We start from the raw sequence: 11,074 nt of genomic DNA, 5'->3' as shown, positions 1-11,074 counted from the left end.
TTGTTTAAAAAAGTGTTTGTAAACGTCATTCTGAACGAATATTGAGCGAAGTCGAAATGTGATTCAGAATCTCATTGTATTAGTTTTCAATGATTATGAGAAACCGAATCAATACTGAATCAAGTTCAGCACATGGTTTAGCATGACGAAAATCTAACTTTTTAAACAACTTTTTCTTATGCAGTTTTAGTTGTCAACTGCTTTATTTTAATTTTAAATGCTGCAAATATTAAGGTAGTGAATGGACTTAAAATACTGAAAAACACATATGGGATATACGAAGTAACACCAGCTTCTCCAAATAATACTTTAGAATGATATGCTCCACAAGTATTCCAAGGAATTAAAACAGACGTAACTGTTCCAGAATCTTCTAAGGTTCTACTTAAATTTTCAGGAGCTAAACCTTTATCTTCATAAGCTTTTTTGAACATTTTACCAGGAACAACTAATGCTAAATATTGATCTGATGCTGTTAAATTTAATGCTAAACAACTAGCTACTGTACTTGCAAATAATCCAAACACACTTGTCGCCATTTTTAATAAAGCATCAGTAATTCTTGACAATGCACCAATACCATCCATTACGCCACCAAAAACCATAGCACAAATAATTAGCCAAATAGTACCTAACATTCCTTTCATTCCTCCCGCAGTAAATAATTCATTAAGTTCAGTACTTGTAGTTACAACGCTTGTATCTACTGTTAATGCGTTCATAATACCTTTATATGCTGATTGAAACGTAAGGGAATCTGCTTCAGCTATTTTAGCAACAATATCTGGTTGTGCTATCAATGCAGCAGCTGCACCCAATAAAGAACCTATTAATAAAGCAATTAAAGGAGGTGTTTTTTTAACAATCATGATAATAACAATAATAGGGACAATAAATAACCAAGGACTAATAGTGAAAGCTCCGTCTATAGCTGCAAGCTTATCATCAATTTGTGGAGTTCCAGTTGTGTCCAAGTTTAATCCAATAATCGCAAAAATAATAAGTGTAACAACTATTGTTGGTATTGTTGTTAGTGCCATATATTTAATATGACTGAATAATTCTCCTCCAGCCATGGCAGGTGCTAAGTTTGTAGTATCACTTAAAGGAGACATTTTATCTCCAAAATAAGCTCCAGATAGTACTGCTCCAGCTGTCATACCTGTGGATATTCCTAAAGTCTCGCCAATACCTATTAAAGCAATACCTACGGTAGCTGAGGTAGTCCAACTACTTCCAGTGGCAATAGAAATTATAGCACATATAATAACGCAGGCAACTAAAAATATAGTTGGATTTAATATTTGTAACCCATAATAAATCATAGTTGGAATAATTCCACTAATCAGCCAAGTTCCAGCTAATGAACCTACCATTAGTAAGATTAACAAAGCTCCTGTTGTAGATTTTACATTTTCAGCAACTTCTTCTAACATTCTCTTGTAAGAGACTTTATTTTTAAATCCTACGATAGCAGCTACAGCAGCTCCCAATAAAAGAACGAATTGATTACTACCACTTAATGCATCATCTCCAAAAACATAAATGTTATAAGCAAGCATGCCTACCAGCGCTATAACAGGAATCAATGCTTCCCATATACTTAATTCTTTATTTTTAATGATTGTTTGGTCGTTTGCCTTAAATTCAGAAATATTGTTTTCTTCTTGCATAATTGATTGGTTGGTTTCCTAGCGTAATGTTACGATTTTGTAAACAAGTATGCAAATCATTTTGGTTGCGTACCTTTGCAAACTTGTAATTAAAGCTAATTTATGGATTCGTTGACGCAAATTGTATTGGGAGCTGCCTGTGGAGAAGTTGCATTGGGTAAAAAAATAGGCAACAAGGCATTGTTGTTCGGCGCTATTGGCGGAACAATTCCTGATTTAGATGTTTTTATTGGTCGTTTACTATATGGAAATAAAATTGACTCCATGCTCTTTCATAGAGGGTTCATGCATTCCATACTTTTTGCAATTTTAGGCGCTTTTTTGTTCGGTTGGTTGGTTTATAAATTGTACGATAAAGGAAAACGTCGCGGAACTACTACCCAAAAAGACTGGACGTGGTTGTTTTTCTTGTCCATTTTTACACATCCACTTTTAGATTGCTTTACAGGATACGGAACGCAACTGTTTTTACCGTTTAGTAATTATAGAGTCGCTTTTAGTAATATATCTGTAGCCGATCCAGCGTATACATTACCTTTCTTAATATGTTTGATTGTACTAATGTTTTACAAACGCCACAATCAGAAACGAAAACGTTGGTTGAAGTTAGGTGTTGGAATCAGCTCTGCATATATGTTATTCACGATTGGAAACAAATTCTATATCAATTCAGTCTTTGAAAAATCGTTAGCGGAACAAGGAATTTCATATCAACGATACAATACAGAAGCAAGTATTTTAAACAATATTTTGTGGTATGGAATTGCAGAAACGGAAACGAATTATCACGTTGCGTATTATTCTTTATTTGATACGAAAGATGTGTTTACGGACTGGAAAACGATTCCTAAAAATCATGATTTAATTCCTAAAACAAATTCAGACTTGGCAAACTTAGCTTGGTTTAGCAATGACTATTATACGCTTAAAAAAAATGAAGATGGAACGATTGCCTACAGTGATTTGCGTTATCCATCGGTTGATACAGGAAATGGAAATTCAGCAGTATTTTCGTTTACGCTTTTTAAAGATGGTGATCGAATCAATATGAAAAGCTCCAGACCAAAGTTTGATGAGAACACAAGTTTATGGGATGTGTTAGCTATTTTTTGGGAACGAATTAAAGGGAAGTAGTAGAAATATTTAGCTATTATAATCCCTTAAAAACAATTTAATGACTAGTAGTCGGAATGCAAATGTTGCTTGCAGGTTTCACAAATATTTTTTCTTATCTCAATACATTTTAGTTGCGCAGACATTTTTGATTCACATGCAAAATAAGTTTTAATTGCTTGGTTATATCGCATCTTATTACAAATAGATTTTGTGATGGTTAAGCATTCACCAGATGCATCTTTTTTTGATTTAAAAATGTGTAATTGTTCGTTACTATTTTCTTTGAGCGTGTAAAGCGTTGTGTCACTCATGTAGTTTCCTTTGATTTTGCGTATTGGTTAGTAAGGTTTTGATTTACAATGCGATTGGTCTCTGTGAAACGCGAAAATTTAAACTGAAAATAAAAATTCAAAGTTAAAAAGTGATCTTGCTTTGTGTGTTAAATCTTATCCATATACAAATGACTCACACAACTTGTGCAAACTTTGCGTCCAATTTTGGCACATTGTGTACGTGCTCTGTCTTCAGGTTGACAGGAAAAAATGGTACGCGAATCTTCTTCAATATCCATTTGTCCGCAAACCGATTTTTGCTGTGCGTGGCATTTGTTTTCTTCGGTTGGATTTGCTAAAAAAAGATGTAATTCTCCATCTGATTTTCGTTCTCGTAATATGTAAACATTTTTACGCATACAGTAGTTCTAATATTAAATTCTATCTGGGATTCAATAATAACTAAAAAGTAGCAGTAAAAATTACGGAAAACCGTAATGGAGGGAGAATTATTTATAAATTAGGTAGTAATACTTAGGTAATTTCGTGTAAAATTTTAATTAGTAGTAACTTAAAGAAATAAAAAAAGGAACATCTTTTTTCGATGTTCCCTTTTTACCGTAAACTAAACTTTGCAAATTAGACCATTGCAGACTCCAGAATTTTCAAATCTTCCATACACGCACGCATAATTGTGTACGTTCGTTGAATATCATTATCCAATCCGACAGAAAAACGAATCAAGCCATCTGTTAAGCCCATTGCTGCTTGTTCATCTTCTGGAATTTCTGAGGAAGTTGAAGTGCCTGGCGCACTAAATAATGTTTTATAAAAACCTAAACTCACTGCTAGGTATCCTAAATTTTTTTGTTGCATTAACTCCATTAAATCGTTGGCTTTGTCAATGCTTCCCACGTCAATAGTTAACATTCCACCAAAACCATATTCTGCATTCATCATATTTTTAAAAACTTCGTGTGAAGGATGCGAAGGCAATCCTGGATACACCGTTTTTAAACCATCAGCTTCAAACATCTTAGCCAAATACATAGCGTTATTGCTGTGTTGTTTCATGCGAATATGAAGCGTTCGTAAATTTTTCAATACCGAAGCTGCTCGCAAACTATCCATTGTAGCGCCTAATAACATGCTTGCGCCATCATTTACATTTCGCAATTGATCAATAAATGCTTGAGATGCACACACAACGCCGCCAACGGTATCACTAGCGCCATTAATGAATTTTGTTAAACTATGAATCACAATATCGGCTCCTAATGTAAAAGGCGCAATTGATAATGGCGAAAATGTATTATCAACAACCAATTGTAAATTGTATTTCTTAGCTAATTTGGAAAGTGCAGAAATATCAGCAACTTCTAACAACGGATTGCTCACACTTTCACAATACAAAACTTTCGTAGTTGGAGTAATGGCAGCTTCTACCAACTCTAACTTTGTAATATCTACAAAAGAAGTTTCAATATTGAATCGTGGCGTGAAATTTTTCAAAAAAGCGTAGGTTCCGCCATAAATTGTTCTGCTAGATACAATATGATCGCCGCTTTTACACAATTGCAATAACACAGGTGTAATAGCGCCCATTCCGGAAGCAGAAACATTTGCCGTTTCTGTACCTTCCATTGCTGCTAAGGCTTCGCCCAAATACAAATTACTTGGTGATGTATGTCTTGAATACAAATAACAACCATCAGCATTGCCTTCAAAAGTGTCAAACATGGTTTTTGCCGAAAGAAATGTATAGGTTGAAGCATCAGAAATAGAAGGATTTACACCTCCAAATTCGCCAAAATACTGTAAATCTTGAATGTTACTTGCGGGATTAAATTTCATATGAGTAGTTTTTTAATACTCATCAAAATTGATAATATTGTGAATAAAAATCAATGATTATTTAAAATAATAGAAAATAAAACTATATATTTAATATATTAATGAAAATATTTCTTAATTATCTTTTCAGAATACTTACTTATAGATTTTTTTACATGTTAAAACTTGATCAAACAGATAAAACATTACTCACGTTACTACAAAACGATAGCAAACAAACCAACAAAGAGCTTTCTAATAAATTGAATCTTTCCGTAACAGCTGTTTATGAGCGAATTAAAAAGTTAGAAAAGGAAGGTGTCATTAAAAAATATGTGGCTTTATTAGATAAAAAACCAATAGAAAAAAGCTTTTTAGCGCATTGTCACGTGCGTTTAACGCAGCATTCTAAAGAATTTGTAATGAAGTTTGAACGTGAAATCATCAAACTAGAAGAAGTCTTAGAATGCTATCACGTAAGTGGTGATTACGATTATATTTTAAAAGTTCTAGTCAAGGATATGGAAGCGTATCGCGATTTTATGGTGACAAAATTAACAGCAATCCCAAATATTGGAAATACGCACAGTATATTTGTGATTGGCGAAGTAAAACATACCACAGCAATTTCTATATAATCTAAAAGGTGAAGCCGATACAAAAGCGCAGCGATTCCAACTATTCTTGATACAATTTTCCTTATTTCATTTTGACTTCACTCAAAGCAAAACATTCCGAAAATTACTCGAATTGACGATTCGTTATTTGAAGTACAATAGTTTCCTAGATCGAAGTAATTCAACATTTAAAATCTAACATTCAGCATTTCTAAAAGGCAAAGCCGATTCTAAAGCAAAAGCGTGACTAAGCATCTAAGAGCGCAGCGATCTATGAGGAAAAGCCGAAGCAAACAATCTAACAACAAAGCATTGCACAACCCTAAAATAATTGTACTTTTGTAGTATTGACAAATAAAAAAAGTTCAAAAAAATAAGAATATGAATTCATACGATGTAGCCGTAATTGGCTCTGGTCCTGGTGGATATGTTGCTGCCATTCGTTGTGCACAATTAGGCATGAAAACTGCAATCATTGAAAAATACAGTACGCTTGGCGGAACTTGCTTAAATGTAGGTTGTATTCCATCAAAAGCGTTGTTAGATTCTTCACATCACTACGAAGAAGCCATCAAACATTTTGATACACACGGAATCGAAATTTCGGGAGATGTAAAAGTCAATCTTGAAAAAATGATTGCGCGCAAACAAGCTGTAGTGGATCAAACAACAGGAGGAATTGATTTCTTAATGAAAAAGAATAAAATTGATGTTTATGAAGGTTTGGGTAGTTTTAAAGATGCTACACATGTAAACATCGCAAAAAATGATGGAACTACAGAAGAAATTGAAGCAAAAAACATCATTATTGCAACGGGAAGTAAACCATCAAACTTGCCATTTATCACCTTAGATAAAGAACGAATTATCACTTCAACAGAAGCATTAAAACTGAAAGAAATACCAAAACACTTAGTCGTTATTGGTGGTGGTGTTATCGGTTTAGAGCTTGGACAAGTATACAAGCGTTTGGGTTCTGAAGTTACGGTGCTTGAATATGCAGATAGAATTATTGGTGGAATGGACGCTGGACTTTCTAAAGAATTGACGAAAGTTTTGAAAAAGCAAAAATTCAAAATTAATACGTCTCACGGTGTAAAATCTGTAGCACGTGTTGGTGATGAGGTAATTGTAAAAGCGGATAACAAAAAAGGACAAGAAGTAGAGTTTAAAGGTGATTATTGCTTAGTTTCTGTCGGACGTAGTCCATATACAGCTGGATTAAACACAGAAGCGGCAGGCGTAAAACTAGACGATCGTGGTAGAGTAGAAGTAAACGGACATTTACAAACAAATATTTCAAACATATATGCAATTGGAGATGTGGTAAAAGGTGCTATGTTAGCACACAAAGCTTCTGAAGAAGGATCATTAGTCGCTGAAATCATTGCAGGACAAAAACCACATATCGATTACAATTTAATTCCAGGTGTCGTATACACATGGCCAGAAGTTGCCGCGGTTGGAAAAACTGAACAAGAATTGAAAGATGCAGGAATTGCTTATAAATCAGGGCAATTTCCAATGCGAGCTTTAGGTAGAAGTAGAGCGAGTATGGATTTAGATGGTTTTATTAAAATATTAGCAGACGCAACTACTGATGAAATCTTAGGAGTACACATGATTGGAGCAAGAGCAGCCGATTTAATTGCGGAAGCTGTCGTTGCCATGGAATACAGAGCGTCTGCGGAAGATGTAGCGCGTATGTCACATGCACATCCAACATTTGCAGAAGCGATCAAAGAAGCAGCCTTAGCCGCTACAGAAGACAGAGCCTTACACGTGTAAAGACTTTTTACATAGAAAAAATACCAAACTCCAGTAATTTACTGGAGTTTTTTTATGCCTTTGTGTAAGTTCTTACTTTTTTTATCGACATAGAAAAGTATAACCTCGATAAAGCCTAAAAAAGTAATCTAACTAACTATGAATTCTCTTTGGTATTTTAAAGATGTAAATCTATTCAACATCTTATGTCCACACAAATTCGAGCAGTACAAAGAATGTCACGAATTTGATGCGTACAAAAAACGAGATTATATTTATTTTGAAGAAGACTCAGCCAACAAAGTATATTTAATTGATAGCGGAAAAGTAAAATTAGGATACTACACAGAAGATGGAGAAGAAGTCGTAAAATCTATTTTATCAAAAGGGGAATTGTTTGGAGAAAAAGCCATTTTAGGAGAAGAAAAAAGAAATGAATTTGCACAGTCGGTTGACAACTCAACTTCTATCTGTTCCATTGCTGTAGATACCATGCATGATTTAATGCGCGGTAACGAAACCTTCACATTAAAAATATACAAGTTCATCGGTTTTCGGATCAAGAAGTTGGAACGTCGATTGCAATTATTATTGTTCAAAGATACCAAAACGCGCTTGCTAGAATTCCTAAAAGAACTCTGTGAAGAGTACGGTTACGAATGTAATAAAACAGGCGAACATGTCATAAAACATCCGTACACACAAAAAGATATTGCAAGTTTAATTGGCACTTCACGTCCAACATTAAACATCATTATGAATGAATTAAAAGAAGCAAGTATCATCGATTTTAATCGAAAAGAAATTCGTTTTTTGAATTAAAAATCACGATATTTATAAACGTTAAAAAACCGTTGTTTTTTAGCCAAAAAAGAGTCCGAAATTGACATGACAGCATGACAGTTTCGGGCTTTTGTTTTATGTTGTATTTATGATTGAAGTAATAAGTGTTAAATTATTGATATTTAAGTATTTGAAAATTAATAAAGTAACTGTATTTTAAATGTTAAAAAAAGTATTTTTTTAGAAAAAAGCATGCGTTTTATCAGAAGTGTTAGCTAGCTAACATTTTACGTGATTTTGCTGCAATACATTTGTATCATAATCATAAAAAAAATATCGCAATGATAAAAAAAATGTTTTTGGGATTAGCGTTAGGATTCTTCGCTGTCTCATGTAGTAACGATGACGATGCCACAGTTGCATTATCAAACTTAAATGTAAATCTTAATGGATTAGAAAACCTAGGAAGTGACTTCGTATATGAAGGTTGGGTTATTGTAGATGGAAGTCCAGTTTCAACAGGAACCTTTACCGTAAATGATGCAGGAACCTTATCAAGAACTTCTTTTGCTGTAAACTCAGATCAATTGGCTTCGGCAACAGCATTTGTACTTTCTATAGAACCTACAGTAGATCCAGATCCGGCACCAGCAGCAACAAAATTATTAGCAGGAGATTTTTCAGGAAACACAGCAAACGTAGGATTGGCTCCAGTAACAAGTAGTGGAAATTTTGACAATGCTTCAGGAGTATTCTTTTTAAGAACACCAACAGATGAAATGCCAGGATCAGCAAATAACGGAAACGATCAATATGGTGTTTGGTATGGCAATCCAGGAGCGCCACCAACATCAGGTTTAAACTTACCACCTTTAGCAGATGGTTGGAAATATGAAGGTTGGGTTGTAGTTGATGGAACAGGCCCATTAACAACAGGAACTTTTACAGCTTTTGGAAGTGTTGATGAATTCAACGGATTCAGTGGAGCAGAAAACACAGTAGGACCTCCAGTTCCTGGAGAAGACTTTTTTCTTAACGCACCAGCAGGTTTCACATTCCCATTAGATGTTCGCGGACGTACCGTAGTAATCTCTGTAGAGCCTAGTCCAGACAATAGTCCGGCACCATTTTTACTAAAGCCGCTAGTAGGAACAGCAGGAAACGATACTGCGCCAGCAACAAACGATCTTAACCTAAATACAGCATCATTCCCAACAGGAACAATAGTGCGATAATCTTTATGATTATTATCGTTAGATGTGAAACACGTTGTCAATTTTGATAGCGTGTTTCTTTTGTTTTGATAGCTCTAAAAATTATAAAATTAAAATCTTGATAGTACTCAATTTAACTGCATGTTAACGAAGACACAAATAATTTAGCTTAAATTGCATGCTAATTATTACATGCTATGAAGATTTTTAGACTGCTATTTTTACTTTTTTCAACATCCGTAATTGCGCAAGATCTCGAGTTGGATTTTGCAAAATCGTATGGCTCCAATTCTTTTGACATTGGTTACTCAATACACAATGATGGCACAAATACATACGTTTGTGGTATTTTTAATAACACAGTTACTTTTGAAACAGTAGCTGGCGATGTTACGTACACGTCTAATGGGCAAACTGACATATTTATAGCAAAATATAATAGTACGGGAGATATAATTTGGATGAAACGAGTTGGAGGAGCTAACAACGATAATGCGTATGCTATTTCTTCTGATTCACAAGGAAATGTCCTTGTTGCTGGGAGATTTATAGGTACTGTAGATTTTGATCCAGGAACTGGTACTGACACACAATTTTCTGGAGTTAATAGCTATTATGTGCTCAAACTTGATAGTAATGGTAATTATGTGTGGGTAAATTTCACTTCGTCTGCTACTGGACGTGCGGAATCTATGAGTATAGATGCTACTGATGCTATTTTTATTACAGGAGAATTTAGAGGTTCTATGGACTACAGTGCTAGTAATGGTAATGTTATTACCGTAACTTCTGGTAACTCTGGGCAAAATGATGATGCTTATTTAGGAAAAATTAATGGTGCCACAGGCGAAACCATTTTTTATAAAGCTTTTGAAAGTACTACAAATCCTGGAGGTGGCAAAGGAGAATCAATCATAACAGATAATGCAGGAAATGTTTACATAACGGGTAGTTTATTTGGCTCGGTTGATTTTGATCCGAATAGCGGAATAATAACACTTAGTTCCACTGGCGACAGCGATATATTTGTGGCAAAACTAAACAACGCTGGTAGTTTGATATGGGCAAAATCTATGGGCGGTACTGCGTTTGATGACGCTAAAAATATTGCTATAGATTCCAATGGAAACCTTCTAATATCAGGTGGTTTTAGAGGAACAACGGATTTAGATCCGAGCGCAACAACTTTTCCATTAACATCACAAGGAAATACAGATGCTTTTATTGTTCAATTAGACAACGATGGTAACTTTAACTGGGCAAATAGTTTTGGAGCCAATGGTACCGACATAGGAGAATCTATTGCAGTTGATGAAAATGATAATGTATACACCGTTGGTCCATTTGGAGGAACCGTTTCTTTTAATACGGATGATGGCGTTTTTGAGCTGATTAGTAATGGAAATATAGATGTTTTCATTCACCAACAAGATGCTTCTGGTAACTTTATGTCTGCGAATGCTATAGGTGCCAGCGCTTTTGATACGCCCGAAACGATAATGATCAATGATGCTTCTGAAATTTTTGTAACGGGCGCTTTTAGTACTACTGTAGATTTTGATACTGATTCTGGAACTACAAATCTAACGTCAAACGGAAGTCGAGACATTTTTGTGGCAAAATATGAGTTGGCGAACTTGTCAACTTCAGAATTTATACTTGATGCTAATAAAATGACACTTTTTCCGAATCCAGCTAAAAATGTCGTGAATTTATATAGTGACCAAAATATTAGAAGTATTGCACTATTTAATTTGCAAGGGAAACTACTTTACACCAAAGCGGATATAAATAACGCA

At 34.6% G+C, this 11,074-nt stretch carries 9 protein-coding genes; 6 read left to right on the top strand and 3 right to left on the bottom strand.

The annotated features are described in order from the left end of the window. Positions 1-176: 176 nt before the first annotated feature. Positions 177-1,673: a Na+/H+ antiporter NhaC gene (gene nhaC, locus AB8B65_RS05810; protein ID WP_405299917.1), complete on the bottom strand. Its 1,497-nt coding sequence runs from the start codon at positions 1,671-1,673 to the stop codon at positions 177-179. Positions 1,674-1,775: 102 nt separating this feature from the next. Between nhaC and AB8B65_RS05805 the strand changes: the two genes are divergently transcribed. Beyond that, complete coding sequence (locus AB8B65_RS05805) at positions 1,776-2,807, top strand: metal-dependent hydrolase (protein ID WP_405299916.1); 1,032 nt, start codon at positions 1,776-1,778, stop codon at positions 2,805-2,807. 421 nt (positions 2,808-3,228) lie between these two features. On the opposite strand, the gene AB8B65_RS05800 is transcribed toward AB8B65_RS05805, so the two are convergent. Both AB8B65_RS05800 and AB8B65_RS05795 read right to left on the bottom strand, forming a co-directional pair. After that, entirely contained in the window at positions 3,229-3,480 is a 252-nt protein-coding gene (locus AB8B65_RS05800; RefSeq protein WP_405299915.1) for a hypothetical protein, read from the bottom strand. A gap of 220 nt (positions 3,481-3,700) precedes the next feature. Next, on the bottom strand, positions 3,701-4,915 hold the full coding sequence (locus tag AB8B65_RS05795; RefSeq protein WP_405299914.1) for an aminotransferase class I/II-fold pyridoxal phosphate-dependent enzyme: 1,215 nt from the start codon (positions 4,913-4,915) through the stop codon (positions 3,701-3,703). 155 nt (positions 4,916-5,070) lie between these two features. Here AB8B65_RS05795 and AB8B65_RS05790 point away from each other — a divergent pair, with 155 nt between their 5' ends. The 5 genes from AB8B65_RS05790 to AB8B65_RS05770 form a co-directional block, all read left to right on the top strand. Then, entirely contained in the window at positions 5,071-5,532 is a 462-nt protein-coding gene (locus AB8B65_RS05790; RefSeq protein ID WP_405299913.1) for an Lrp/AsnC family transcriptional regulator, read from the top strand. 360 nt (positions 5,533-5,892) lie between these two features. Continuing rightward, on the top strand, positions 5,893-7,299 hold the full coding sequence (gene lpdA, locus AB8B65_RS05785) for a dihydrolipoyl dehydrogenase (protein ID WP_405299912.1): 1,407 nt from the start codon (positions 5,893-5,895) through the stop codon (positions 7,297-7,299). Positions 7,300-7,437: 138 nt separating this feature from the next. Then, positions 7,438-8,100, top strand: a complete 663-nt coding sequence (locus tag AB8B65_RS05780) for a Crp/Fnr family transcriptional regulator (protein ID WP_405299911.1) — start codon at positions 7,438-7,440, stop codon at positions 8,098-8,100. Positions 8,101-8,402: 302 nt separating this feature from the next. Beyond that, entirely contained in the window at positions 8,403-9,296 is an 894-nt protein-coding gene (locus AB8B65_RS05775) for an anti-sigma factor (protein ID WP_405299910.1), read from the top strand. A 176-nt stretch (positions 9,297-9,472) separates the two neighbouring features. Beyond that, a partial coding sequence (locus AB8B65_RS05770) for a hypothetical protein (RefSeq protein ID WP_405299909.1) occupies positions 9,473-11,074 on the top strand: 1,602 nt, incomplete at its 3' end.

This window comes from Kordia sp. (assembly GCF_045105435.1).
Taxonomy (GTDB): Bacteria; Bacteroidota; Bacteroidia; order Flavobacteriales; family Flavobacteriaceae; genus Kordia.
Note: the sequence above shows the minus strand (reverse complement) of the source record. Positions and strands in the feature narration are given on the sequence as shown.

What these genes read in the sequence shown, in the direction of transcription:
- AB8B65_RS05795 (WP_405299914.1), bottom strand. Translation starts at nt 4,915, where the DNA reads ATGAAATTTAATCCCGCAAGTAACATTCAAGATTTACAGTATTTTGGC.
- lpdA (WP_405299912.1), top strand. Translation starts at nt 5,893, where the DNA reads ATGAATTCATACGATGTAGCCGTAATTGGCTCTGGTCCTGGTGGATAT.
- AB8B65_RS05790 (WP_405299913.1), top strand. Translation starts at nt 5,071, where the DNA reads ATGTTAAAACTTGATCAAACAGATAAAACATTACTCACGTTACTACAA.
- nhaC (WP_405299917.1), bottom strand. Translation starts at nt 1,673, where the DNA reads ATGCAAGAAGAAAACAATATTTCTGAATTTAAGGCAAACGACCAAACA.
- AB8B65_RS05800 (WP_405299915.1), bottom strand. Translation starts at nt 3,480, where the DNA reads ATGCGTAAAAATGTTTACATATTACGAGAACGAAAATCAGATGGAGAA.
- AB8B65_RS05775 (WP_405299910.1), top strand. Translation starts at nt 8,403, where the DNA reads ATGATAAAAAAAATGTTTTTGGGATTAGCGTTAGGATTCTTCGCTGTC.
- AB8B65_RS05780 (WP_405299911.1), top strand. Translation starts at nt 7,438, where the DNA reads ATGAATTCTCTTTGGTATTTTAAAGATGTAAATCTATTCAACATCTTA.
- AB8B65_RS05805 (WP_405299916.1), top strand. Translation starts at nt 1,776, where the DNA reads ATGGATTCGTTGACGCAAATTGTATTGGGAGCTGCCTGTGGAGAAGTT.